This window comes from Mucilaginibacter kameinonensis (assembly GCF_003675385.1).
GTDB classification, from domain to species: Bacteria; Bacteroidota; Bacteroidia; order Sphingobacteriales; family Sphingobacteriaceae; genus Mucilaginibacter; species Mucilaginibacter kameinonensis.
Map to the genome: position 1 here is coordinate 149,121 of NZ_RCWZ01000006.1, position 26,122 is coordinate 175,242.

23 protein-coding genes are annotated in these 26,122 nt (G+C 42.1%); 11 read left to right on the plus strand and 12 right to left on the minus strand.

The annotated features are described in order from the left end of the window. Nucleotides 1-9: 9 nt before the first annotated feature. Nucleotides 10-1,539 (plus strand): glucuronyl esterase domain-containing protein, encoded by a 1,530-nt coding sequence (locus tag EAH55_RS27800; RefSeq protein WP_121812565.1) that lies wholly within the window; start codon nucleotides 10-12, stop codon nucleotides 1,537-1,539. Nucleotides 1,540-1,591: 52 nt separating this feature from the next. On the opposite strand, the gene EAH55_RS27805 is transcribed toward EAH55_RS27800, so the two are convergent. Continuing rightward, nucleotides 1,592-2,140, minus strand: a complete 549-nt coding sequence (locus EAH55_RS27805) for a histidine phosphatase family protein (RefSeq protein ID WP_208644965.1) — start codon at nucleotides 2,138-2,140, stop codon at nucleotides 1,592-1,594. Nucleotides 2,141-2,159: 19 nt separating this feature from the next. Further along, nucleotides 2,160-2,441, minus strand: coding sequence for an ATP-dependent Clp protease adaptor ClpS (locus EAH55_RS27810; protein WP_112568816.1), 282 nt, complete (start codon nucleotides 2,439-2,441; stop codon nucleotides 2,160-2,162). A 100-nt stretch (nucleotides 2,442-2,541) separates the two neighbouring features. Here EAH55_RS27810 and EAH55_RS31205 point away from each other — a divergent pair, with 100 nt between their 5' ends. Further along, entirely contained in the window at nucleotides 2,542-3,411 is an 870-nt protein-coding gene (locus EAH55_RS31205; protein ID WP_208644966.1) for a DOMON domain-containing protein, read from the plus strand. A 166-nt stretch (nucleotides 3,412-3,577) separates the two neighbouring features. On the opposite strand, the gene EAH55_RS27825 is transcribed toward EAH55_RS31205, so the two are convergent. The 3 genes from EAH55_RS27825 to dcd form a co-directional block, all read right to left on the minus strand. Then, the gene (locus EAH55_RS27825; RefSeq protein WP_121812567.1) at nucleotides 3,578-6,379 is read right to left on the minus strand and encodes a TonB-dependent receptor plug domain-containing protein; all 2,802 of its coding nucleotides are present in this window, start codon (nucleotides 6,377-6,379) and stop codon (nucleotides 3,578-3,580) included. An 80-nt stretch (nucleotides 6,380-6,459) separates the two neighbouring features. Further along, nucleotides 6,460-9,177 carry a TonB-dependent receptor plug domain-containing protein gene (locus EAH55_RS27830; protein WP_121812568.1) on the minus strand — a complete coding sequence of 906 codons (2,718 nt, stop codon included), beginning with the start codon at nucleotides 9,175-9,177 and terminating at the stop codon, nucleotides 6,460-6,462. A gap of 128 nt (nucleotides 9,178-9,305) precedes the next feature. Continuing rightward, the gene (gene dcd, locus EAH55_RS27835; RefSeq protein ID WP_112568810.1) at nucleotides 9,306-9,842 is read right to left on the minus strand and encodes a dCTP deaminase; all 537 of its coding nucleotides are present in this window, start codon (nucleotides 9,840-9,842) and stop codon (nucleotides 9,306-9,308) included. Between the two features lie 211 nt (nucleotides 9,843-10,053). Here dcd and EAH55_RS27840 point away from each other — a divergent pair, with 211 nt between their 5' ends. From EAH55_RS27840 to EAH55_RS27850, 3 genes are read left to right on the plus strand one after another with little or no spacing between them, the layout of a single operon-like run. Further along, entirely contained in the window at nucleotides 10,054-10,695 is a 642-nt protein-coding gene (locus EAH55_RS27840) for a 4'-phosphopantetheinyl transferase family protein (protein ID WP_121812569.1), read from the plus strand. Next, complete coding sequence (gene lipB, locus EAH55_RS27845; RefSeq protein WP_121812570.1) at nucleotides 10,695-11,450, plus strand: lipoyl(octanoyl) transferase LipB; 756 nt, start codon at nucleotides 10,695-10,697, stop codon at nucleotides 11,448-11,450. The genes EAH55_RS27840 and lipB overlap by 1 nt, the downstream gene beginning before the upstream one ends. Beyond that, on the plus strand, nucleotides 11,451-12,170 hold the full coding sequence (locus EAH55_RS27850; protein WP_121812571.1) for an SGNH/GDSL hydrolase family protein: 720 nt from the start codon (nucleotides 11,451-11,453) through the stop codon (nucleotides 12,168-12,170). It abuts the gene before it with no gap. A gap of 189 nt (nucleotides 12,171-12,359) precedes the next feature. On the opposite strand, the gene EAH55_RS27855 is transcribed toward EAH55_RS27850, so the two are convergent. Together EAH55_RS27855 and EAH55_RS27860 are read right to left on the minus strand one after the other, a co-directional pair. After that, nucleotides 12,360-13,787, minus strand: coding sequence for an L-serine ammonia-lyase (locus EAH55_RS27855; protein ID WP_121812572.1), 1,428 nt, complete (start codon nucleotides 13,785-13,787; stop codon nucleotides 12,360-12,362). 77 nt (nucleotides 13,788-13,864) lie between these two features. Next, a complete protein-coding gene (locus EAH55_RS27860) occupies nucleotides 13,865-14,608 on the minus strand; it encodes an RDD family protein (RefSeq protein WP_121812573.1) in 744 nt (247 codons plus the stop codon). 93 nt (nucleotides 14,609-14,701) lie between these two features. Between EAH55_RS27860 and EAH55_RS27865 the strand changes: the two genes are divergently transcribed. The 6 genes from EAH55_RS27865 to EAH55_RS27890 are packed head-to-tail and all read left to right on the plus strand — an operon-like array spanning nucleotide 14,702 to nucleotide 20,870. Next, nucleotides 14,702-15,658, plus strand: coding sequence for a stage II sporulation protein M (locus EAH55_RS27865; protein WP_121812574.1), 957 nt, complete (start codon nucleotides 14,702-14,704; stop codon nucleotides 15,656-15,658). Continuing rightward, nucleotides 15,658-16,611 (plus strand): hypothetical protein, encoded by a 954-nt coding sequence (locus tag EAH55_RS27870; protein ID WP_121812575.1) that lies wholly within the window; start codon nucleotides 15,658-15,660, stop codon nucleotides 16,609-16,611. The genes EAH55_RS27865 and EAH55_RS27870 overlap by 1 nt, the downstream gene beginning before the upstream one ends. 1 nt (nucleotide 16,612) lies before the next feature. Continuing rightward, complete coding sequence (locus EAH55_RS27875; RefSeq protein ID WP_162997078.1) at nucleotides 16,613-17,359, plus strand: DUF4129 domain-containing protein; 747 nt, start codon at nucleotides 16,613-16,615, stop codon at nucleotides 17,357-17,359. Continuing rightward, nucleotides 17,356-18,534 carry a DUF4350 domain-containing protein gene (locus tag EAH55_RS27880; RefSeq protein ID WP_121812577.1) on the plus strand — a complete coding sequence of 393 codons (1,179 nt, stop codon included), beginning with the start codon at nucleotides 17,356-17,358 and terminating at the stop codon, nucleotides 18,532-18,534. Before EAH55_RS27875 ends, EAH55_RS27880 begins: the two co-directional genes overlap by 4 nt. Nucleotides 18,535-18,536: 2 nt before the next feature. Next, complete coding sequence (locus tag EAH55_RS27885; protein ID WP_121812578.1) at nucleotides 18,537-19,514, plus strand: AAA family ATPase; 978 nt, start codon at nucleotides 18,537-18,539, stop codon at nucleotides 19,512-19,514. 9 nt (nucleotides 19,515-19,523) lie between these two features. Beyond that, nucleotides 19,524-20,870: a DUF58 domain-containing protein gene (locus tag EAH55_RS27890; RefSeq protein WP_121812579.1), complete on the plus strand. Its 1,347-nt coding sequence runs from the start codon at nucleotides 19,524-19,526 to the stop codon at nucleotides 20,868-20,870. Nucleotides 20,871-21,079: 209 nt separating this feature from the next. On the opposite strand, the gene EAH55_RS27895 is transcribed toward EAH55_RS27890, so the two are convergent. The 5 genes from EAH55_RS27895 to EAH55_RS27915 form a co-directional block, all read right to left on the minus strand. Beyond that, entirely contained in the window at nucleotides 21,080-21,871 is a 792-nt protein-coding gene (locus tag EAH55_RS27895; protein WP_121812580.1) for a mechanosensitive ion channel family protein, read from the minus strand. 371 nt (nucleotides 21,872-22,242) lie between these two features. Next, nucleotides 22,243-23,874: a chaperonin GroEL gene (gene groL / locus EAH55_RS27900; RefSeq protein WP_112568781.1), complete on the minus strand. Its 1,632-nt coding sequence runs from the start codon at nucleotides 23,872-23,874 to the stop codon at nucleotides 22,243-22,245. 147 nt (nucleotides 23,875-24,021) lie between these two features. Further along, entirely contained in the window at nucleotides 24,022-24,297 is a 276-nt protein-coding gene (gene groES, locus EAH55_RS27905; protein WP_022834050.1) for a co-chaperone GroES, read from the minus strand. Between the two features lie 176 nt (nucleotides 24,298-24,473). Continuing rightward, nucleotides 24,474-25,115 carry a putative polyvalent protein kinase domain-containing protein gene (locus EAH55_RS27910; protein ID WP_121812581.1) on the minus strand — a complete coding sequence of 214 codons (642 nt, stop codon included), beginning with the start codon at nucleotides 25,113-25,115 and terminating at the stop codon, nucleotides 24,474-24,476. A gap of 91 nt (nucleotides 25,116-25,206) precedes the next feature. Further along, on the minus strand, nucleotides 25,207-25,968 hold the full coding sequence (locus tag EAH55_RS27915; protein ID WP_121812582.1) for a hypothetical protein: 762 nt from the start codon (nucleotides 25,966-25,968) through the stop codon (nucleotides 25,207-25,209). Between the last annotated feature and the right edge of the window lie 154 nt (nucleotides 25,969-26,122).

Sequence of the window (26,122 nt, forward strand, 5' to 3'; positions counted from 1 at the left end):
TAAGAAGAAATGAAAAGTACCACTTTATTTTTCTTACTCACATATGCCATAATGGCAAAGGCGCAAAATACCCCTCCGGTAAACTTTACCGCCGATCAGGATCATCAGAATATGATGAAACAATTGGGAATTAAAACATTGCGTAATGGTCCCAGTGGAGATGAATCGGCTCCGAACCATGCCAATTATGACGAATCGTTAGCCAACCCTTATCCGGATTTGCCAGAAGTACTTACTTTAAAAAACGGCAAGAAAGTTACTACGCCCCAAATGTGGTGGAAGCAACGACGTCCCGAAATTGTGGAAGATATGGAGCGTGAAGTTTACGGTCGTATCCCCGCCGATGTACCCAAAGTAACATGGACGGTAAAAGTAACCGATAAAGAACGTGTTGGCTTCTTTCCGGTGATTGCCAAACAGCTGATAGGGCACGTTGATAACGCGGCATATCCACTTATCAATGTAAATATTGAAATGACTTTGGTGTTACCCGCTAATGCCAAAGGCCCGGTGCCGGTGTTGATGATGTTTGGCAGAAGTGTTTTACCAGCACCGGCGCAGCCCCCTGCTGCTGATGTTGAAAAGATTAACAACGCGTTAAAAGAATTACTGGTAAAAGATCATCCTGAACTGAAAACTATTTTTGAACAATACCCGGCTTATAATCCGATAGCTGAACAATCTCCCTTTGGATCGGCCGGTTTTCCGACGATGAAAGGTGATCCGCCGACAGCCACTCAATTAATAGCCAACGGCTGGGGATACGTGCTGATAGATCCTGCTTCGATCCAGGCGGATAATGCCGAAGGTTTGACCAAAGGAATTATTGGTTTGGTAAACAAAGGTCAGCCGCGTAAACCGGAGGATTGGGGGGCTTTGCGCGCCTGGTCATGGGGAGCTGCACGCGCCCTCGATTACCTGGAAACAGAGCCTGCCATAGATGCCAAACACGTGGGCATTGAAGGGGTATCCCGCTATGGTAAAGCGGCATTGGTGACACTGGCTTTTGAGCAACGGTTTGCGATGGGTTTGATCGGTTCTTCGGGCGAAGGTGGAGCTAAGCTGCACCGCCGCAATTTTGGCGAGGCGGTTGAAAGCCTTACCGGGGGCGAGTATTATTGGATGGCCGGTAACTTTATGAAGTATGGCGCTGCAGAGGCCACGTTTGGCGTTAAAACAGCAAAAGATATTCCGGTAGACGCCCATGAACTGATTGCCTTATGCGCTCCAAGATTTACTTTTATTAGCTACGGTATCCCTGAGCAGGGAGATGCCAAGTGGCTCGACCAACAGGGGAGTTATATGGCAACTGTAGCCGCCGGCCCGGTATTTAAGCTGCTTGGCGCAAAGGACCTTGGTGTTTCAAGTGATTACAAAACTGAAAAAATGCCGCCTGTAAATACCGGTTTACTTAATGGAGAGCTGGCCTGGCGGCAGCATGACGGAGGCCATACCGATGCGCCAAACGTAAAGTATTTTATAGCGTGGGCAAATAAACTGATGGGGTACGGCAAAGAAGGCGCTGATAAAGGTAAATGATTTTCCAGTGCATGTTTCCAGCAATTAACATGTGGGGGGAGGTAGATAGAGTTTAAAAACTACATCCTGCAGCCGGTGTAATGCCTTCTTTATCCTGGGTTAAGGATGGTTTGCCTTTTTTGAAGGTCACTATCCATATGCTGTCGAAATCATTGTCGGGCCATTGCAGGTCTTTAACTTTAAGGCCTAAAGCTTTCAGCAAAGGTTTAAGCTCATTGTGTTCCCAAACAATAAGGATGGTGCCTTTTTTTGATGTAAGCTCCTTGGCCATGCCGTTATCATCCTCTTCCTCAAAATTACTATTGATGGTAAGGTTGTATTTTACAGCGAATGGCGAAATAGTTTGGAACATACGCGACCTCGGGGTTGATTTGCCCTGGTGCATTGCCGGTACATAAATATGATCGGGCAAACCGAATTTGGCTTTTAATACCTCAGGCAGTTTAAGCGAACGGTTAAAGCCCGCGCACGAAAGGTTATCACCTACGTCGGGCTTTTCGGCATGACGGATAAATACCAGTTTCAGGTTTTTCCCCTGGCCGCAGGCGGTAAGGCTGGCCCAACCGACTATTAAAAAAAGTATGAATGTTCTTTTTATCATGCCGGTTATTGTTAGCGTTTTATTCTACAGAAACTGTTAATCCTTCTTGCTGAAGGATTTTGCGGTAAATCTCCATTTCGGTAAAAGAGCCTTCAAGTACGGCGCATTTGCCTTCATTATGTACTTTCCAGGCTATCTTTTCGGCCTGTGGTTCAGAGTAATCCAGGTATTTCATCATACAGTGGATCACGTGGTCAAAAGTGTTAAAATCATCGTTCCAGAGTATTAAACGATGTGTCTCTTTAAGTCCTGCAAGTAACTCTTCGAGCGTAAATGTTTCTTCCTGTACTTCGGTTGGCATACGTAACTACAAATTTACTCAAAAACAATAATAAAAGTGTTAAAATCGTGTTCCATGGTCTTAAAAATCATGTTACACACAAACCCCTAAAAAATTTCACATGAAAAAGGCATACCCGGCTTTTGCTTTGGCATTAGCTGCACAACTTTTAACCGCTCACCATTCATCTGCCCAAAACACAAAAAACAATCTGCAAGGCCCGCCTGCTAACATCAATGTTGACGGCGACTTGAAGGAGTGGGGCGATAGTCTGCGTTATTATAACGACGAAAAGAAGTTAAATTATGCACTGGCTAATGATAAGGATTACCTGTATGCCGCCATCAGGGTGAGTGACAGGCTTGATAAAATGAAAGTGCTGAATGCCGGTATTACTTTAACTATCGATCCCAAAGGAAAAAAGAAAGATAGTTTTACCCTTACTTTTCCCTTAGCCGCCCCCGGTGAAAAACTGGAATTTCCAAAACCCAAAGATGATAATGGAGAGATTACCCAGGCCGACCGTGATGAGCTGATGCGCGAACGCATAACTAAGCTAAGATATATTAAGGTTATTGGATTTAAGGATATAGAGGGTGATATGATCACTACCTCAAATACCTATGGTATTAAAACCGCTATAAATTATGATGCCAATGGCGACCTGGTTTATGAGGCAGCTATTCCGTTAAGTTTTTTTCATGCCGGTAGCGATACTTTTAAGAGCGAATGGGCTTTCAATTTTAAAATAAACGGTTTTCAACGGCCAACCGGTGGTGGTACGGGAGAAGGCGATCATGATGGCGGCGGCTTTGGCGGTGGCGGTCGAGGTGGCAGAGGTGGAATGGGCGGCGGTATGGGTGGCGGTCGCGGCGGAAGAGGCGGCCGCGGGGGTATGGGCAGCGGCATGGGCCGTGGAGCAGCGGGAGGAGCCGGCGAAATGTCAAAATCGGTTGATTTTTGGGAGAAATATTATCTAAGCTCCAAATAAGTTTGTTTAAAAAAAGAAAGTCCGAAAGAAATAAGCATCGCTCAAATCTTTCGGACTTCCCGACTGCGGACTTCTGTTTGAAGCTATTTCATTAAAAAGTAAAATCCGAAAGACTAAGCAATGCTTATTTCTTTCGGACTTTCCGACTGCGGACTTCCGATTTAAACTATTCCACCTTATACCTGTAAACCTGTCTTCCTAAATTACCATTGGCATCAATGCCTTCAACAGTTACCCGGTAAATAGCACGGGTATCGGCGTTGAAATAACTGAAGGATGCTTCGCCCGTTTCATTAGTAACAATGTTGGGCTCCCAGAAAATTGTGGTACGATAATCAGGAACAGTTGTATTAATATTTGCGGCGGTATATTTAGGCGAGTAAAATGTTCGGGCTTTATAAAAACCTTTAAAAGGATAGGTTATCACTCCGGACGAAGAGCTGCTTCCTGTTACGTAGTTGCCGCCATTTTGAGTAGTTATAGCAAGCGCCCCTCCTGGAAATTCAGAGCCTAATATAGCGGCATATGATGCCCCCCGCAATACCTCAATGCTATAAACATCATTTGGGTTGATATTGTCAAGTACGCTGCCATCCGATACTGAGCCATTAAGTATGACAGCCATTTTCTGGTTCCCGCGCATACTTATGGGGGTTCCCCGCACATCAAACGTAACGCCTATAACTTTACTTCTTAAACAGTCCGAAAGCTTCGTGCAGCCGGTTAGTTTTGCACCCATGATAATCTGGTCGGGCGCAGCGCCTAATTTTCCGGCCGAGTAGCCTTTATAATTTGATTTATTGGTTTTTGTTGCACGTATATTTACCTCTTTTAATACAGTAGTATCGGTGCCTGCATATCTTTTTGTTTTAACAACGATAAGAGGCGGACCTGTAGGTGCTATCATTAAATCTACGCTTTCTATTTCTTCCACATGTAAAAAGTCTAACTGACGTTGTTCAACGTATACCCCATCAACAACGACGCTGCCTTTGGTGCTATCTCCCCCGCTTAATGCATCATATTTGTAACTGCCTGTCAGGTCGATCCGGGCCAGGGGTTCGCTCGAATGCAGAGCACCACTTAAATTGGCATCTTTATAGCTTCGCAATTTGGCCATGTTGACGCTTCGTTGCTGTAAGGTGCCATATTTGTTATACTGATTTGGCGACACGGCTTTTTTTCCCTTAATTATTACCTCTTTTAAAGAGGTAGCGATTTTTGTTGAATCAATTTTTTGTTGCTCTAAATCCGGAGCATATGTTTGTTGCCGCACATTGGCAAACAAAGAAGGTTGCCCATCGGCAGTTGTGGACTCAACCTTCGGATAGTCAGCTTGTTTAACAAATATCGTTACGTTTTTTCCGTTGTTTTCCTTGCGGGCCTGAACCAACAGATGGGAGGTATCTGAAACATCAACATCTTCAAACTTAAAATCGCCGTTAATATCTGTTACTGTGTCGGCATAGAAATCTTCACGGTTGCCAAGTAGCAGTACTTTGCCGTTGGGTACCGATTTGCCTCCGGGTGTTTGTAGCGAGCCGGCAAGGCTCAACGAACTTTCGGCCTTAAAAGTTGGTTGTTCTTGCTTTGCGTTCAATGTTTTACGCCACTCAAAACCGTGATAGCCCTGTGTAAGCATGAGCATATCAAGGTCGCTTTCGGTTTTATCAGTAATGTTATTAAAATAGTAATTGGGTTGTTCTATATAGCCTTTAAGGTCAGATGTCAGGAGCAGGTTATTGAGTATGGTGCTTTCGGCATTTTGATTAAAAGGAATACGGCTTTCGTTTATTACAGATACAGAAAAAGCGCCAACTACCGGCTTGCTTGCTTTATTAGCGGCCTCGATAACCACAGATACTGCTTTTCTCGTCTCAAATTTTTGAGCGGCTATATTCAATTTAAGTTTTAATGTGTCGTTAGCGCGTATAAACGCTATCCTTTCATTAAGCGGTTCTGCATCGGCACCAAATAAAGTAAACTGGGCTATCCCTGATGGAAAGCGTTTCTTTTCAATCTTGAATGAATAACCGGGGTCTTCAAGTTTGAAAGAAGTAGTGTAATAAACCTTGCCTCCCGACTGCCCAACCAGGTAGTAGTAAGCGTGCTGCTTTGCCCCGAGGGTTTTAGAAGATGCTGTTAATTTGATATTAATACTGTCAGTAAGCCGATTGTTCACTGTCATGGTAAAACCTTCATCGCCAGCTTTGGGAAGATCAACGGTAAAAGAAGGAATGCCGTCTGTTGTTATTTTCGCTTTATAGGTTTTACCTGCTTGTGGAAGCAACGCAAATATGCCCATACCGAGGTGCGTGGTTTCAAATTCAGCAACTTCGTTACCGTCGTTGTCGGTTATTGAGCCTTTGGCATCCCGCCCAAGTCCGTTTTGGCCAATTACTTTAACTGCTATTTTAGATCTTAGACCATTCACCAGGCTTCCACCTTCTGCAAAAAACTGAACGTCAGGTTTATTTTCTGTAGCAGGCTGGTTTTGTGGGTGATTTGCTCCGAAAACCGGGCGGCCGTTTACCTGGATCCGCTGATCAAACATAGCTACAGTTCCCTGGTTTCGCATCCAGTTGGTGTATGCTCTCAGGCGATAGCTGCCGGCTTTATAATTGCCGGGCAACACAAAATCGCCCCAGGCCACACCGTTGGTGAGTTTCAGGTTAAGCCGCCGGGCAACAGAATCTTTGGCATTAATAAGTTCAACATGTACCACGCCGCTTATATCTGATAATTGATGTTCGGCACCGGTTACCGTATAAACCTTAAACCAGATGGTATCGGTGATATTGTAAAAAGGCTTATCTAAATGCAGATAAACTTTTTCAGTGGGTTTGTCGGTTAATTGTTTGTTTGATAGTGCAACGGCTTTTTTCAAAAAGCTGCTATCGGTTTGAGCAAATGATTTTAAGTTAAGCAGCAATAATACGAGTAAGGGGATTGCACGTAGATATTTCATAAGGTTTAGTAGGATTGTAAGTGTCCTGTATGACTCTAAAATATCACAAAGGATTAATAATATCCACTAAAAAAATAATATTATTCTACCTTATATCTATAAACTTGCCTGCCTAAGTTACCATCAGCATCAATACCCTCAATTATTACACGATAGGTGCCTTTAGCGTCGGCGTTAAAAAAGCTCATGGAGGTATTACCATCTTTATCAGTTATCAAACCGGGCGACCAGTAAATGGTGCTCCTAAGATCCTGCATCTGCGCATTGGTTTTAGGATCATCATATTTAGGCGAATAAAATTCACGTGCTCTGTAATACCCTTTAGGTGCATAGGTGGCTATACCCGGAGCATATTTATTATAAACAGCATCTCCGCCGCCACGTTTGGTGGTTATAACTAAAACGCCGCCTGAACCTCTTGCTCCATAAATTGCTGTAGTACCAATTGTTCTTAATACTTCAACAGTAGCCACATCGCTTGGCGTAAGGTTATCCAGAAAATCCGATTCAACATACGCGCCGTCAAGTATAATTTGCATAGGCGTGTTTGGGCTCCGGGTAGAATATGGGATACCGTTTCTGAACGTGACGAAATTAAGCCGGCCCTGCAATACCTGTGAAAGCATGCCTCCGTATATCAGGTCTTTACTGGTAAGCGTTTGATCGGCATTGCCGGCCCCATTAAGGTTTGCCGAATTTTTGAAAGGGTTTTCCCGTTTCTCTTTTATTACCACTTCTTTCAATACGATGGTATGGTTGCCTATGCCATATTTTACCTGCTCGTCATATAGTTTTTTACTGTTTAAAAGGTAGGCTGATGCACCGTCGTTAATATTGATCTGGATATCGGGTGCGTTTTTATTGGGGCCAACAGCTTGAGGGCTTATTTTATCAAGGGTAATGTCGAGGTTTTTACGGTCTTTAGCAGTGCGCGCCTGGATGACAAATTTGATGCTATCCCTGAAAACAAGGTCTTTAAAAGTAAACTTTCCTTCAGCATCGGCAACAGTATCAATAATAAAAGTGCCTCCTGCTGTCGAAAATAAGGTAACCTTACCGTTAGGGACAGGTTTGCCTCCAAAAGTTTTAAGATGGCCGGTTACTTCAAGCGATTTCTCCGGCTTGAAAACTATCGGCGTAAATTTACCGGCGAGCAGTTGTTTCCATTCAAACCGGTGGTATCCCTGGGTAAGCATCAGGGCATCAAGATTTGCCTTTGTTTCATTGCTTACATTGGTAAAGTAATAGTTTGGCTTTTCAATATATCCCTTTAGATCGGAGGTGAGCAACAGTGTTGAAAATATTGAGCTTTCGTTAGCCTCGTCGGTATTAACTTTAGACTCATCAATAACCGATGCCGAAAAACTACCTATAATGGGTTTGTCCTGGCTGGTTTTAGCATTAAGGCTGATGGTTACTTTTTCGCGCGGTTTGTAGCTTTGTTTTTCTGAAGTAACTGCAAGTTTAAGCTGGTCGGGATTTTGAACAAAAATAAGCCGTTCGTTCAACGGTTCGCCGGTTGCTGAAAATAAGGTAAACTGCACTATACCTGATGGGAATTTGTCTTTAGGAATGGCTGCCGAAAAGGATGTTGCCCCATCCTTGCTTTTCCCAGCATAACAAAGCTCTCCGCCCGATTGTGCTATAAGCGATAAGCCCGACAAGGATGCTGTCCCGTTTGCTGCATTTTTACCCGGAATGATAGACACAAATACTTTATCATCGCGCATGCTGTTAACGCTTAATACATAGCCATTGTCAACTGCTTTAGGCAAATCAAAAATACCCTCCGAGCCATCGGCATAGGTAATATGTGCTTTGTATGTTTTGCCGCTTTCGGGTTCGAAATTTAGGGTACCCATACCAAAATGACTCTCGCCCAATGCCGAGATCTGGTTGTTTTGATCGTCGGCGATATAGCCTTTAATATCAACGCCCAAGCCATCGGCACCAACGGCTTTAAAAGCTACCTTTTCAAAAATGCCGTTAATTAAATTTCCACTCTCCGGAAAAAACTGTACATCAACTTTATTAGACAATGTTTTGATAGGTACTGCTTTTGCCACGGTGCGCTTGTCATCAAGTTTAACTTCGGTATTGATGTGCCCGGTTGTGATAGCAACTGGTGAGTTATTGGTAAAACTGGCGGTAAGGTTGCCTTTATCGTCGGTTACGCCTTTTCCTTTGGCGATAGATTTGCCATTTATTTCAGCCTCATAACTTACCGGTTTATTAACGTATGGAATGCCGTTAAGGTCGGTATAAGTAATTACGGCCGTTACCTTTTGTTTACCATTTAATGTACTGTAGCTATAAGCTGTTTTGGTAAATACTTTATTGCTGATGCCGTTTACTACAGCTATGGTTTTGTCAAAGAAATAGGCCTCTCCCTGGTTACGCATCCAGTTGGTGTAGGCGCGGATTCGGTAATTTCCTTCAGACATGCTATCTGCCAATGCAAAATCACCTGCTGCTAAGCCTGCTGTTAAAGGGAGTTTAAGACTACGTTTTACCGAGTCGTTATCGTCAATCAGGTCAACATTCAGGGTTTCGCTGTAAGCCGAAAGTTTATGCTCACTGCCAATAGTAACATAGGCTTTAAACCAGATGTCTTCACCAATGGCATAAGAGGGTTTATCAAAGTGCAGGTAAACTTTCTCTTGAGGATACTCGGCCCGCCATTTATCAAGCTGCGCGACGATTTTTGTTACCAGTTCATCGTCGGGTTTTATAAAAGCTAAAGTAGTACCAACAAGTAAGATGATAAGGGTTCCAACCGATAGGCGTTTGAAGTTCATAGGTAGTAAAATGTTGACTACCAAGATACGCAAAAAGTACTAAGTCTGAAGTTCTTGGTCTGAAGTCAAAAGTCTTGCTTTATGCTCATGACTTAAGACTTTCGACTTGAGACTCTGGACTTAAGCAACTACCATTTATTCTTCCACATCATACTTTCAACCGGGCGGGTAGTAGGGTTGTTGTATTTGGCGTTGGCTTTGCTGTTGTACAGCGTTTCAATCTCGCCTTCAACCACAAAATAAATAAGCTGACCGATTGGCATGCCAGGATAAATTCGTACCGGCTGAGCACATGAAATTTCGAGTGTCCACGTATTGCAGAAACCAACATCTCCCTTGCCTGCGGTTGCATGGATATCGATACCTAAACGCCCGGTACTTGATTTGCCTTCCAAAAACGGCACATGACGATGGGTTTCGGTGTACTCCATGGTAACGCCCAGGTAAAGTGTGTTAGGCTGAAGCACAAAGCCATCTTTAGGAATTTCAAAGCCATCAATCTCGTTATGAACTTTAGCGTCAAGCACCCGGTTACGGTAAGTAGCTAAATATTTACCCAAATGCACATCGTACGAGTTGGTACCCAGGTACTCGCGGTTAAATGGTTCAATAATAATATGGCCTTGTTCAATTTCTTCGAGGATGCGCTTATCAGATAGTATCATACGGGCAGGTTATTGCTGCCGCTAAATTATAAAAATTAGCCCAATTGCTTCCGGCTTTTGTGAACAATATGGGAAAGCGAAATGCGTTGAGATAACGCGGAAACTACCCCTAAACCACATATATGTCAATAGATTATGAATATGTAGTTGCGGGTATACAATTTAATATTTTTTGACATATGTTTGCATCCTATTTTGCAATTTTACTTTTATGGCAATAGCATACAGGCAGCGTATTGATGATGATACCGAGTTTGCACTCTGGCGTATCGAAGAGGAGGCTACAGACCTGTATAGCCAGTTACAACTTAATCAGCAGGAGAAGGATTTTGTGGAGAGCCTGAGCAATGGCAAGCGCCATTTGCACTGGTTGGGTACCCGTGTATTGCTGCGTAAAATGCTTCGCACCGACGAGTATATCGACTGTAAGGTTGATGAACATGGTAAACCTTACCTGGTAAACCTGCCTTATCATATCTCGTTAAGTCACTCTTTTGATTATGCCGCTGTAATGATCAGTAAAACGCATAAGGTTGGTATTGATATTGAACAGATAAAGCAAAAGGTTGAGCGTATTGCCAAAAAGTTTATGCGTAAAGAAGAGCTGGCTTTTATAGGTGGCAGTCAAAAAATAGAACAGCTATATGTTTGCTGGTGCGCCAAAGAGGCTGTTTATAAATGCAACGGCCAAAAAGAGGTTTCCTTTGCCGATAATATTTTTCTTGAGCCGTTTCAGTTTGAACACCACGGTGTGATAAATGCACAATTGCATAAAAAAAATAATGTTATCGATTATACTGTAGGCTATATGCAGTATGAAGATTATATGATAGGCTACGTAAAGGGCGAGTGATGAAAAACAAAAAAGTATTTTTTCAGGACTGGGGCCTGATCGATTACCAGCAAGCCTGGGATAAACAGGAATCTATTTTCAGCGAAACGGTTAAAACCAAAATTGAAAACCGCAACCGCGAAACGGCGTATGAAGCAGCCGCTAAAAACGGAGGTGCCGGTGTAGCTTACGATACTATTGAGGCCGATGAAACTTTCAACTATCTTGTATTTTGTGAGCATCCGCACGTATATACTTTAGGCAAAAGCGGTAAGCCTGAACATTTATTGTTAGATGAGGAAGGCCTGAAAGAAAAACACGCCGTTTACTATCCGATAAACCGCGGTGGCGATATTACCTACCATGGTCCGGGTCAAATTGTATCATACCCAATCCTCGATCTCGACAATTTTTTTACCGACATTCACCTGTATTTGCGTACGCTGGAAGAAGCGGTGATCCTGACCCTGGCTGATTTTGGCTTAACGGCCGGCAGGTATGAAGGATATACCGGTGTTTGGTTTGATGCCGATAATGAAAGGGCCCGTAAAATATGCGCCATGGGGGTACGTTGCAGCCGCTGGGTAACCATGCATGGCCTTGCGCTTAATGTAAATACTGATCTTAGCTATTTTAAAAACATAGTACCCTGCGGTATCGACGATAAGGCTGTTACCTCTATGCAGCAGGAACTTGGGCAAGAAGTTGATATTAATGAAGTTAAAAAAATCCTGAAGCATCATATTTCCGTACTTTTTGGTATGGAGATATTATAAATGAAGGGAATAATTTTAAGTTTATTTACAGTGTTCACGTTATCGGCCTGTGCAGGCAAAAATACTCCTGCACCGGTTAGTTACACTCCCTCATCAAAACCAGTTACAGTGATACAGGATACCTTAACATACCTTGCCCTCGGCGACTCATATACTATTGGGCAGTCTGTTCCTATTGATCAGGCTTTTCCCAACCAATTAGCTAACCAGCTGCAAGGTTTTAAAGTAAATGCCCCAATTATCATTGCCCGAACCGGCTGGACAACCGATCAATTGATTGAGGCTGTTGATAAAAGTGATATTAAAAGCAATACTTATGATGTGGTTACCCTGCTGATAGGTGTTAACGATCAATACGGCGGATTGAGTCAGGAAAACTACCGCGTTAAGTTTGAACAGGTTTTAAACACGGCTATCAAATTTGCGGGTGGCATCAGGGAGCATGTGTTTGTACTATCAATCCCGGATTATGGTGTTACTCCTTATGCGCATGGTAATGATGCAGTGATAGGTCCCGAGATAGATCAGTTTAACGACATTAACCGTGAAATAAGCAGCAACGCAAAAGTTAATTACGTTGAGATAACCGGTATATCCAAATTGGCAGCACATGATCTTTCCCTACTTGCCGATGACGGCTTACATCCCTCCGGTAAAATGTATGGGATGTGGGTGGATAAGTTGAAGGTAGCTGTAGGGGCTGTTTTTGCCAAAAAGTAAATTAGAAATAGGATTTAAAAACGCGTCACTGCTCTTGTCTGGTCGAAGTTTAGCGATAGCGTAACTTCGTCCTATAACAATGGAAGCATCCTGCTTTCGTAAAATATTTAGATATAGTTCAATAGTTTAAGCTGAAGTTACGCTATCGCTAAACTTCAACCAGTGCTGAGTTTGATTATTCAATATCTTCTAACACTCCGGCAAACTAATCGGAATATTAATTGCCAGCCCGCCATCACTTGTTTCCTTGTATTTTGAGTTCATATCCAATGCGGTTTGCCACATGGTTTTTACCACGGCATCAAGACTTACCTTGGCTTTTTCAGGATTGCTTTGGAGGGCCAATTGCGACGCGGTTATGGCTTTTATGGCACCCATGGTATTACGCTCGATGCAGGGCACCTGTACCAATCCGCCTATAGGATCACAGGTGAGGCCGAGGTGGTGTTCCATGGCTATCTCTGCTGCCATCAATACCTGACGTTGAGTACCGCCCATACACTCGGTTAAGGCCGCCGCTGCCATGGCTGATGATACACCGATTTCGGCCTGGCAACCGCCCATGGCTGCCGATATGGTAGCTCCCTTTTTAAAGATACTGCCAATCTCGCTGGCAGTAAATAAAAAGTTGATGATCTTTTGTTCGGTATTGCCTTCGCAAAAGGCAATGTAATATTGCAGTACGGCAGGGATTACGCCTGCAGCGCCGTTTGTTGGCGCGGTTACTACACGCCCAAATGAAGCGTTTTCTTCATTAACGGCCAATGCAAAGCAACTCACCCAGTCTAACGTATTTTTGAAGCTGTCGCCTGTGTTTCTGATGGCTGCAACCCACTCATCGTAATTGCTGTATTTATTATTGCCGATGAGTTTGGCGTTTAGTTTGGCGGCACGCCTTGCCACGTTTAATCCGCCGGGAAGTTGACCGGTAGTATGGCAGCCACGATAAATGCATTCTTTTAATGCTGTGAAAATATTTAAGGTCCTGGTACGGGTTTCCTGTTCGCTACGCCAGGCCAGCTCGTTTTCGGCCACAACCTCCGAGATGCGGAGCCCTGTTTTGATGCACCAGTGAAGCAAGTCGGAAGCGGTGTCAATAGGGAAGGGGAGATCTACCTCGGCTTTGGCCGGGCCGGATGCTCCATCTTTCACTACAAAACCACCACCTATGGAGTAATAAGTTTCTGACACAGCCTTGCCATTACTCAAAAATGCCTGGAAGGTTACCGCGTTGGGATGATACGGCAAGCTTTCATTGAACAGGAACAGCAAATCATCTTCGGGATAAAAACTTATAGGTAATACACCGCCAAGTATCAATTGATGTGAGCTTTTGATGTGTGCAATTTTAGGTGTTACCTGGTCAACCTCAAAAGTAACCGGGTCATCACCGCTCAGGCCAAGCAATATGGCTATATCGGTACCGTGTCCTACGCCGGTTTTGGCTAAGGAACCGTATAATAATATTTTAACCTGTTGCACCATAGGCAATACACCCTGTTGCTCAAGCGACTGTACAAACTGTTGAGCGGCACGCCATGGGCCAAGCGTATGTGAGCTTGACGGGCCTATGCCAATCTTAAACATATCAAAAACCGAAATCTGTTCTCTTTGCATCAGTGTCAAAGATACTACAGTTAGTGTTATGAAAGAATAAAGTATATACTGTTACAAATAAGTATTTTGAGATAGGGTTAAATAAGTTGCGGGCTAACGTTTAACACATAGTAATTGTGATCTTTCAAAACAGCAACTAAAAATTTGTACGAGGTAAGGTCATGAGGGATGCTTATGTCAAGCTGTTTGCATATGCGTTCGGCCATGCGGTCAACAAAAATAATGTCAGCGGTTTTATTAAAATGATTAAGTACTTCGTGTATCAATGATATATCTGAGTCGGCAAGCATTACCGCTTCCGGAATTATAGGTTGATAGTCGTCTTCTATATCTACAAAGTTTAATGTATCAATGCCCGCGCGTGTTTTTGTGCGTACCAGGGTTGTGTTTGCTACTATATCGCCAATGCGCTGCTTATTTTCGGTAACAGCAACAGATATGATCGCACCGATTTGTAGAGTTAACCCAAAATCAATCAATCTGAAAATATAGCGTAACAGATATTGTCCTAAGCGCGGGCGGCCCCCATCAAGGCTTATTACCTTAATTTTCATAATGTACTTGCCTAAGCTTTGTCCGTTGAACAATAGCTCGGTAATGATGTCATAAAAGCCATAAAAAATCAAAAATAATATTTGCGGCAGCGTGAAACTATAAAATACAGAGGGATGATAACTTGATCCGTTTGTCCATATATAAATCAGATATACAGCAAGGTACAGCGCATAATCTATCAGGCGGGCCAGTATCCGTTCGCCAAGGCCTGCTACCTCATAATCGATATCAATATTTTGTGCTGTTTTTATTGCTATTGTCTGCATACCTAACAAATATAAGTTTCAGTAATTAAATTAAATTGATTGCCAATTACTTTTTTGTTGTTATTTTAAACAAAAAATTATACCTGCAATTTAATGAGAGAGGCTTTATTTATTAAGCAGCGAACCGGGAAGTGGAAAGAGTTTGAAAACATTCCCACTAATGATCCGGATGTTTTAGCAGAGCAGTTTATTATAATTACCGACGACCTTGCCTACTCTAAAACCTTTTATCCAAACTCAGGTACAACCAAGTACCTAAACGGTTTGGCGGCACGTTTTCATCAATCCATATATAAAAGTAAAAAAGAAAGCAGGAACCGGTTTATTCAGTTTTGGATGCTGGAGTTGCCCCTTGTATTTGCAAGGTATCGCAGGCAGCTGCTTATCTCTTTCATTTTCTTTATCACCTTTTGTTTGATAGGTGCTTTATCCGCAAAATATGATAACACTTTTGTAAACATGATCATGGGCGATGGTTATGTGAACATGACCAATGAAAATATAGCCAAAGGTGATCCTTTTGGGGTTTATAAGGATCAAGATCCCTTTTTAATGTTTGTTCAGATAGCCGAAAATAACCTTTTTATAACCGTGTTAACCTTTGTGGCCGGTATGTTCTTTTCTGTTGGTACGTTATTTCTGCTACTGAAAAACGGTATCATGCTGGGCTCGTTTCAATACTTTTTTATAAGTAAAGGACTCGGCCTGCAGTCGATACTGGTCATATGGATCCATGGAACCCTTGAAATATCGTGTATCATTATTGCAGGGGCAGCAGGCCTGATATTAGGGAACAGCATTATTTTTCCAAAAACATACAGCCGCCTGGTTTCATTAAAAAAAGGTGCTGTTGATGGCCTTAAGATTACGATGGGTATATTACCTATTATCGTAATGGCTGCCATATTTGAGAGCTTTGTCACCAGGCACACAGAAATGCCCAAGTGGCTGAGCTGTTTTATATTGCTTGCATCTTTTGCATTTATTGTTACCTATATTGTAATTTACCCCATATATTTAAACCGCAAACTAAACCGTCACAATAATTAATGATCCCGAAAATTACATTAAGGCAGTCGCGTGATTTTGGCGAAATTATCAATGATGCCATAGTTTTTATTATCCAAAACTGGAAAGGACTATTAAAAGCATATGCCATATTATGTGGTTTTTTTATAGCCGGAAATATACTGTTCTCTATTTTACTTCAGTTTAAGGTAATTAATACACATAAAGAATCATTAGGCGGAAGTGGTTCATACATCAGGAGCCCGTTTGGTATCGAATATTTTATGGTAATGATATTCGGCTTCCTGAATGTTATCGCGTCAACTTTAACGGTATCCAGTTTCGTAGTTATCTATAACCAGAAAAAGGGCGAATTGCCAACCGTGCATGAAGTGTGGGGTTATTTCAAATATTATTTCTGGCGGGTATCCGGCTCTATGTTGCTGTTGTTTCTGATGGCAATTCCTACTGTAATCATATGTGTGTTACCTGCCGCGGCTATGAGCCTCGTAAGCCCGGTAGCCGCGGGTTTTACCGGCCTGATATGTGTAATGGTGCCTATGTGCTATTTTATGACCGTATTAAGCCTGTTTTTCCCTATCATGATTGGCGAAAATTCCAGCTTTGGCCGCACGTTCGGAAAATGCTTTAAGCTCATAAAAAAGAAATGGTGGAGCACCTTCGGGGTGATTTTTGTTATTATTATCCTGGTGTACACCGTTTATTTGCTCTTTGCTATTCCTTCCTTTATCATCTCGGGCGGAACGTTAACATTTTTACCATATAATGTATCATCTGTTGTGGTGATTATTTATTGCATTTGTATGAGCGTTGTACAAATAGTAAATATTGTGCCGGTTACCGGCCTGATGGTAGCTTATTATAGTTATGTAGAAGATAAAGAAAGCATTGGCTTGATGGAACGTATCATGACGCCCCTGACCTCGGATAAGGGCGATGATGGTGAAGCGGCTAAGCTTAAAGAAGAGTATTGATATGCGCCGCCTTTTCTTAGCCTTAACGTTTATTATTTTTTCCGTCGCCTGTTGTTTTGCTGATGACAACGGAAAGAAATCGCCGGAAAAAAAAGCTCCGCCGGCTGTATTGAAGATTGATACCGCACAATTACCTGCTCAGCGAAACTTTAATGAGAAGAAAATAAACAACTATCTCAAGGATCAGGAATTTGTATATAACAAGGACGATTTGCCGGGCGAAACACTTTGGAACCGGTTCTGGAGATGGTTTTGGCAAATGATTGACCGCAAGTTGTTTGCAGCTGCCGGATCGCGGAGGTTTTATTTTTACCTGGAAGTGGCTATTGGTATTGTATTCGTATTGTTTATACTTTATAAGGTAACTGGCATCAACGCCGTATCGGTTTTCAGGGGCAAAGCGCGTGATATACCTTTTGCCTATTCCGAATCGATAGAAAATATTCATGAAGTAAACTTTGATGCCGAAATAGAAAAGGCTATTGCCGGGCATAATTATCGCCTTGCAGTAAGGCTGCTGTACTTGTATAGCTTAAAGCAGCTTAATGATGCCGGGATCATTAACTGGGAGGCCGGCAAAACCAATATGGCATATCTTAATGAATTGCCCGAGGGAGAAAGAAAGCGGCTCTTCAGAATACTTACCAGGCAGTTTGAATATATATGGTACGGCGATTTCCGGGTAGATAGTACGTCGTTTACAGAAATAGATACCCTTTTTAAGCAGTTTAAACAAAACTTAGGATGAGGGATTTTAAAGCGTACATATTTATTGCTTCATTGATATTGGTGATTTACCTGGTAGCCCAATATCAACAGCCGCAACCCATTGATTGGACACCGTCTTATTTAAAGGAAGCTAAGATACCCTTAGGGAGCAAAATATTATACGATCGTTTACCTGATATTTTTCCTGGTGCTAAGGTGAAAAACTACCGTGAGCCCATGTATAATGTGCTTCATGATCATAAGGTAACTAATGCAACTTATATCATTATCTCCAATTACGCGGCTATCACAACGCCCGATTTTGATAAGATGATCCCTTTTATTAAACAGGGGAACGATGTTTTTATCTCATCTACATCTTTTGGGGATACACTATCCAATAAATTTAAATTGGAAATGAATATCAACTATGAGGTAAGGGAACAGCCCGATACACTTCATTTTACTAACAGCGGGCTTGATCCTCATAAAGAATATATTATAGAGAAAGACCTTCGCGGAGAATATTTTAGTGCTTTTGATACAGCAAAGGCAATTTCGCTGGTGCAGAATGCGCGCAATCAAAGCACCGTCTTAAAATTCAATATGGGAAAGGGGGCTTTGTATTTAAGTACCGACCCTAATCTTTTTACCAATTACAGCCTTTTGAAGCCCGACGGCGCGGAGTTCGCAGCCAAAGCATTATCATACCTTAAAAACAATAAAACCATCATTTGGGACGAATATTATAACATTGGCCGGGATGGTGAAGAATCGGAATTCAGGGTGTTGTTTGCTAAGGAGCCATTACGCTGGGCTTACTTCATTTCGCTCATAAGTGTTATTGTTTATGTACTTTACCAGATGAAACGCCGCCAGCGTATCATCCCCGTTATTACACCGCTTGAAAACAGTACCCTGGGTTTTGTGACTGTAGTAGGGCAGGTTTATTATGAGCGCCGCGACAACAGTAACATAGCGCAAAAGAAGGTAGCCTATTTGCTCGAATACATCAGGCAGAAATACAGGCTGCAAACCAATAAAATTGATCCGGAATTTACGGCAACGCTGGCCAGCCGTGCCGATATGGATATCGAAGAAACGCGTGAACTGGTTGGTATTATCAATTACATCTTAAGCCAGGCCCCTATATCTGATCAGGAACTTATTAAAGCAAACCACCTTATTGAACAATTTTATACACGATCCAGGTAAATATGGAAAATGAATTTTTTGAACAACGTACCGATCTGAGCAAGCTTAGCGCTGCGGTAGAACAGATAAAAGCTACACTCGGTACCATCATAGTCGGGCAGCATGAATCTATCGACCTTCTTATCGCAGGTATTCTGGCCGATGGTCATATACTTATTGAAGGTGTTCCGGGAGTGGCTAAAACACTTACCGCAAAACTTATTGCCAAAGCTATCGATGCCCAGTACTCGCGCGTTCAGTTTACGCCCGATCTTATGCCATCAGATATTTTGGGCACATCGATATTTAATCCGAAAGCCGCTGAGTTTGAATTTAAACGCGGACCAGTTTTTGGCAATATTATCCTGATAGATGAAATTAACCGCGCTCCTGCTAAAACTCAGTCGGCCCTGTTTGAGGTGATGGAAGAGCGGCAGATAACTATCGACGGACATCAATACAAGATGGAAGAACCATTTACAGTGTTGGCTACGCAGAACCCGGTTGAGCACGAAGGCACTTATCGCCTGCCTGAAGCGCAGTTAGACAGGTTTTTGTTCAAAATAGAAGTGAAATACCCAACACTTGAAGAGGAAATAGCTATTGTTACCCAGCAGCACCAGCAAAAAACTGCCGATCAGCTAAGCCATGTGGCTCCTGTATTATCGGCCGTTGATATTAATGAATTAAGGAAGCAGGTAAGGGCTTTGCATGTTGAGGATAAACTGATAGAGTTTACCGCCAAAGTAATTCACGAAACCCGCAACAACAAATCGTTGCAACTTGGTGGTTCACCGCGTGCTTCATTAGCTATAATTAATGCTGCTAAAGCTATGGCTGCAATCAATGGGCGCGATTTTGTTACCCCCGACGATATTATTTATGTAGTACCGCCGGTGTTAAGACACCGTATTATGCTTACACCCGACAGGGAGATGGAGGGCATAACCCCGGATATTGTTATAGCCCAGATGATTCAAAAAATTGAAGTGCCACGCTAACCCAGGGTTGTGAAAAAACTGTTTGGTTTAATTTATAAAAACCTGTTTTTAACCGGTAGGCTATTTACCGGACTTGGGGTGTGCGCGCTTCTGTTTTTGCTCGAATTCTTTTTTCCATGGCTTGGTGTTATCCCAGAGTTGTTTTTCTGGGTGCTGATCATCCTGTTAGCGATTGATTTGTTGATGCTGCTGAAAACAAGCAAGGGCGTATTCGCAAGGCGTATTACTCCCGAAAGATTGAGCAACAGCGATGAGAATGAGTTGAGCATTTATATCGAAAATCGTTATGCTTTCAATATAAACGTAAGCATTATTGATGAGATCCCAGTTCAGTTTCAAAAGCGCGATGTTTGGTTTGAAACTGCTTTGAAACCAAACGAGCGTAAACAGATCAATTATGTGCTGAGGCCTACCCGCCGCGGCGAATATGAGTTTGGCTGGATCCGTGTTTTTGTAAAATCGGCCCTGGGTTTGATTGAACGGCGGTATAATTTTGAACAGACAGAAATGCTGGCAGTTTATCCATCGTTTTTACAGATGCGCAAATATGAGCTCATGGCCATTTCAAACCGGCTGACTGATATCGGTATAAAAAAGATCAGGCGAATTGGACATAGTCTTGAATTTGAACAGGTAAAAAACTATGTGGCCGGCGACGATTATCGCACCATTAACTGGAAAGCCACAGCCCGGCAGGGAAACCTGATGGTGAACTCCTTTGTTGACGAAAAAGCGCAGCATGTATATTGTATAATTGATAAGTCGCGGGCAATGAAAATGCCATTTGAAGGTATGAGTTTGCTTGATTATGCTATTAATGCCAGCCTGGTGTTATCAAACGTTGCCCTGTTAAAGGAGGACAAAGCCGGATTGATCACCGTAGCGGAGAAGATTGGCGCAGTTGTACCTTCAGATAGTAAATACACCCAGCTAAATAAAATACTGGAGGTGTTGTACAAAGAGAAAACAGATTTTTTAGAAACTAATCTTGAAGCGCTTTACGTCACAGCCCGCAGGGTTATCAAGCAACGGAGCCTGATCGTTTTCTTCACTAATTATGAAAGCCTCTCGGCCTTGCAAAGGCAGTTGCCCTTTTTAAAACGAATAGCCAAATTTCACCTGCTTCTGGTTGTGTTTTTTGAGAATACAGAACTACGTACCTTGAGCGAACAACCTGCAAGCAATGTTGAAGGTATCTACATAAAAACCATAGCCGAAAAATTTGCCTACGACAAAAAGCTAATGGTAAAAGAACTTGCCAGTCACGGCATTCAATCCATACTGACAACTCCTCAAAATCTTACCATCAATACGGTGAACCGCTACCTGGAAATAAAAGCAAAGCAGAAACTCTGAGAATTGTAGAGTCAAGAAGTCAAGATTCAAGAGCCAAGAGGAAAAGAGTCAGGAAGTCGAGATTCAAGAATCAAGATGAGAACCGTAATAAACAAGAAGGCCCAAAGAGAATTTTCTTTTTGGGCTTTCTTGTTTCTCGAATCTTGACTTCCTGATTCTATGCAATTATTTCTTGTTTCTTGGATCTTGACTTCCTGATTCTCCGACGCCTAAAACCCTGGCTTAGGGAAATTAATACCGCCTGCTGCAAGTTCTTTAAGCATTTGCTCCTGCAGGTTGATCTTGGCGTTAAGGAAATTAGCCGGATCAACCCAAACGTTGATGGTAAACCTTACACAATCATTGTCGAGGCTGATAACACCTACGCGCGCGGCTGGTTCATGCAGAATATCTTTACTGGCGTTTACAACATTTGTCATGATGGCTTTTGCCTTCTCCATATCATTACTGTAACCCACGCGCATCTCAAAATCCAGGCGGCGGCGACCTTCGCGGGTTACATTGACAATAACTTCGTTAAAGAGTTTACCGTTGGGGATAATGACAGTTTTGTTATCAGCAGTGATCAATACGGTATAAAACATTTGTATGGATACCACCCGGCCATCCTGTCCCTGGGCTACAATGCTGTCTTCAAGTTCGAAAGGTTTTAACAACAGGATAAGTACACCTCCGGCAAAGTTTTGAAAGGTGCCCGATAGGGCTAAACCCGCCGCTACCGAAAATGCACCGATAATGGTGGTGAAAATGCTCATCTCCAGCCCTATGATGTTCATTACCCAGATAATGAGCAAAACATATAATGCTGTAATGGTTAAGCTTAGGAAAAATGGTTGTAACGACGAATGAATGCCACGCTTCATCATACGCAAACGAAGCCTCGCACGCAAAAACTTAATAAACCATAAACCAATAAAAAATATGATTAGTCCACCTACATAATTGGGGCCGCGGTTAATGAGCCAATGGTGGAACTGTGTGTAAAATTCGTCCAGTTTCATAACTGGGCGCAAAGTTAATAATTATCTGTTAACTGTACAGGGAAACGAAGAGCTCGGGGCCCTTGAATAACACCCATTCAACCAGGGTGCTTTGTATTTGTTTAGTTTTTTGAGATAGACGTTTCATGACCTGCATTATTCAAATCCTGTGCCTGATTTGGGCTGTATCGGATTTGTTATGCAAATTTATGCTTTTGCTGAAGCGCAAAATTCAAAAATTAATCAAATGATTGATTAATGACTATCGCTTTACCTTTCTATGACTATAACAGCCTGTTTTAAAGCACAAAACCCTGTCTGCAAAAACAGACAGGGTTTTGAAAAGTATGTATTTTGGTACACTCCGGCAGTTTGCGGAATGCAGGGGTATATTACATCATACCGCCCATGCCACCACCCATTGGAGGTGCGCCAGCTGGAGCATCTTCAGGATCATCAGCCAATACAACTTCAGTAGTTAATAACATTGAAGCAATTGAAGCAGCGTTCTCTAAAGCTACACGACCTACTTTAGTTGGGTCGATAACACCGGCAGCAATAAGGTTTTCGTATTTGTCGCTACGTGCATTGTAACCAAAGTCGGCAGTACCTTCTTTAACTTTTTGCACAACGATTGAACCTTCGATACCAGCGTTTTCACATATCTGACGAAGAGGCTCTTCGATAGCGCGACGGATGATCTGGATACCAGTGTTTTCGTCTTCGTTATCACCTTTTAAGTCGGCGATAGAAGCAACCGCACGGATGAAAGCAACACCACCACCAGCTACGATGCCTTCTTCAACAGCGGCACGTGTAGCGTGTAAAGCGTCGTCAACACGGTCTTTTTTCTCTTTCATTTCAACTTCAGTAGCAGCACCTACGTAAAGTACAGCAACACCGCCAGATAATTTGGCTAAACGCTCTTGTAGTTTTTCGCGGTCGTAATCAGAAGTAGTAGATTCAATCTGTGATTTGATCTGGCTTACGCGGCCTTTGATCTCTTCTGCAGAGCCTGAACCATTGATGATTGTAGTATTATCTTTGTCGATAACGATTTTCTCAGCAGTACCTAAGTAGCTAAGGTCAGCGTTTTCTAATTTGTAACCTCTTTCTTCAGAGATCAAAGTACCACCAGTAAGGATAGCGATATCTTCTAACATAGCTTTACGACGGTCGCCGAAGCCCGGAGCTTTAACAGCAGCAACTTTCAGTGAACCACGGATCTTGTTAACTACCAAAGTAGCTAAAGCTTCGCCGTCAAGATCTTCAGCGATGATCAATAGTGGTTTGCCTGTTTGTACTTGTTTTTCAAGGATAGGAAGCAATTCTTTCATTGAAGAGATCTTTTTGTCGTAGATCAGGATGAAAGGATTTTCTAATTCTGCTTCCATTTTATCAGCGTTGGTTACGAAGTAAGGAGAAAGGTAACCACGGTCAAACTGCATACCTTCTACAGTTTTAACTTCAGTTTCGGTACCTTTTGCTTCTTCTACAGTGATAACACCGTCTTTACCAACTTTTTCCATTGCTTCAGCAATTAACGAACCGATAACCTCGTCGTTATTTGCAGAGATAGAAGCAACTTGTTTGATTTTGTTGTTGTCTTCACCAACAGTTTGTGACTGAGTTTTCAGGTTTTCAACAACTGCAGCAACAGCTTTGTCGATACCGCGTTTCAAATCCATTGGATTTGCACCGGCAGCAACGTTTTTAATACCTGCAGTTACAATAGCCTGAGCCAAAACGGTAGCAGTAGTAGTACCATCACCTGCAATATCGGCAGTTTTTGAAGCTACTTCTTTAACCATTTGAGCGCCCATGTTTTCAAGGGCGTCTTTTAATTCAATTTCTTTAGCTACAGTAACACCGTCTTTAGTGATAGCTGGTGAGCCAAATTTTTTGTCGATAATTACGTTACGGCCTTTAGGACCTAAGGTTACTTTAACCGCGTTAGCAAGGATATCAACACCGCGTTTCAGTGCGTCGCGTGCTTCAACATTGTATTTAACTTGTTTTGCCATGATTTTTAATTATTGAATTATTGAATAAGCGAATGATTGATTTGATTTCGCCCTTCAATAATCTATTTTTTTAATTTCTTTGATTTTAAACCAGCGGTTTGAACAGGAATATTCACTAATTCAATAACCTACTAATTCACTAATTGATTAAAGAACCGCGTAAATGTCTGATTCGCGCATGATTAAGTACTCTTTACCTTCATAGGTAATTTCAGTACCTGCATATTTACCATATAAAACCTGATCACCAACTTTTACGGTTAAAGGCTCGTCAACTTTTCCCTGTCCTACAGCAACGATAGTTCCACGCTGAGGTTTTTCTTTAGCAGTATCAGGAATGAAGATACCTGAAGCGGTTTTCTCTTCGGCTGCTGCAGCTTCTACTACAACCCTATCGCCGATAGGTTTAATGTTTAATGACATAGTTATAACTGTTTTATTTTATTTAAGTTTTCAGCCCGATACGCAACATCAATTATGCCAAGCAAGCATTATGTCAAGTATTGACAGGCTAAACTGTTTTAATGTCAGCAAAAGGTTACTTGTGTTTTGTGGCTTAACAATTTTTTAACCCGATGGTGTCAGGATGTCAGTATGACTTAAGGATGACGGTAGAAGTTAGGTGTTATATAAAACACTGTATCAATGAAAAATAGAATGCCATTGTTGGAAAGCACATTTTCATCATGCAAATCCTCGAAAATTAATCCCAGTTCAGCATTGCAGTAATCGTTGTTGCGTTTGTTTAGAAAACCATTGTAGCTCAGAAAATCTTTTACGGTGTTAAGATCAGTTGTTTCTGAGGTTAAAATAAACTCCTGCATAACAACTGAGTTTAGTATGCCATTAATTTCTTTAAATCCAAGGAAAGTATATGCTGTGGCAGGAAAGAAGTAATTGTGGATAAGCAGGCTATTGAAATAGTCTAGCCATGTTTCATAGAAGATTCCTGCATTAGTTTTTATTACATGCGAATCGTCAAAGTGATATACCTTTTGTTCAGCGCCTTCGCTTATGAAATCGATATCTTGAATCTCCGGCTTGTAAAATAGACTTTCTTTTTCTGCAAAGGCTATTAGTGCTGTTGCTTCTTTGCTTTTGAGCTGCTGTTGTTTTTCAAATTTGAAGCTTGATTTCGCATTTGCTCTAAGGAAACTTTGGGTTTTTTTGAGTTTACTTGTTCGGCCAACCGATTCATCTCCGAGAATGATATTTTGTAATTCATCTTTAGCGTTTTTCATTCATAATGAATATTCAAAAATACGATTTATTAAATTTAAACAAAAATGAATGCCTAAATGACACTCGCCTGTGTTAAATGATAAGGAAACCTTACACCGCCTTTTTCGCCGCCGATAACTTTTTTAATTCATCTTTAGCCTTGGCAAACCATATCTTATTGCTTTTGCGCTCAACAGGGCTTAATTGCGATTGCTCATTGAGCATATCGGTGAAAATTTGCCATGCGTCGTCATCCCGGCCTGCTCGGGTTAGGAACATGCCGTATTCATACCGGGGTTCAAAATAGGAGTAGCGGCCCTTCATCAGCTTAAACTCGTTTTCTGCCAGATTTTCCTGGTAAGTGAACTCGAGCGATTTGGCATACAGGATATGCGCTTTTGAACGCGCAAATTGCGGTAGTTTATAAAGCTTTTGAGCAATTGGGATCACCTCATTGTACATGCCCTTTTCAAAGTAAGCTACGATGAGCTGTGCCATTACGTGCTCGTTTTCGGCAAAGGCGCCGGTAAGGCTATTCTTGTAAATTTCGAAGGCCTTATCTGTAAGACCGGCTTCCAGGTAGGCATCTGCCAGTTTTACACGGTTAGCAAATGTATCTGTAAATCGCACCTCGTCTTCAAGGCGTTTTATTTTGGCCCCCGGATTTATAACCGCCTCAACGTTGATTTTAGGTGCGCGAATACCACGGTTGGAGAGTATTTCGCTATAGATGTAATACAGGCTACCAAAAACAGGTATTATGATAAGGATCCAAAGCCATTTTTGTTGAGTACCACGCCTGAGGCTATGTATGATACAAAATGCCTCTAATATCAGTATAAGATAATAATAATTGCCACCGCCAAAGTACATGCCTGTTTATGATATAGGATTTAGTAATATCCAAAAATAACGAAAATGCAGCTGTAAACAAGGGCGTTTATAGCTGGAGAAACATTTTTTTGCTAATAGTTTGAGTATCGCGTAAGTGGGTTTAACTGTAGTTTTAAATAAAAAAGCCACCGGG